Here is a 430-nt window from a genome sequence, read left to right as displayed (position 1 = left end):
ATTAGCATTAAGCCATTAGATTCCGGCTCTACAAATGCATACTTTTGCTCTACTAAAAACTGAGATTCGGCATCAAAAGTAACTAAAATAGCAGGTGGTATCCATCCACTCTCAATACTCTGAAGCACTAATGAACCATATATATCTCCCAAAACTCGGATTTTTCCTGCTGCATATTCTCCCTGTTTTTGATGAACAACAAATATTCTGTGCTTGCAATACTGACAGTCAATGTTTTTTAAGTAATACGGTTCTCCTTCACATTTGACATTATTAAAGATTTTCGCTGGGATATTATTCGCTACTTTTTCACTAGTATATAGATGAATGACTTGAACACCACCAAGCGAACGAAAACTGTCAATCACAGTCGGACATTCAAAGCCATTATTCAGACCGATGACAATATCAGCCATCATCCCAATTTCAG

At 36.7% G+C, this 430-nt stretch carries 1 pseudogene; it reads right to left on the bottom strand.

The features are described 5' to 3' along the window. Positions 1 to 430, bottom strand: a pseudogene (locus tag UYC_RS35600) (hypothetical protein); the annotation flags it as partial.

This window comes from Chlorogloeopsis fritschii PCC 6912 (genome assembly GCF_000317285.1).
Lineage (GTDB): Bacteria > Cyanobacteriota > Cyanobacteriia > Cyanobacteriales > Nostocaceae > Chlorogloeopsis > Chlorogloeopsis fritschii.
The sequence above is the reverse complement of the archived record's forward strand: the minus strand, read 5'-3'. Positions and strand labels throughout refer to the sequence as shown.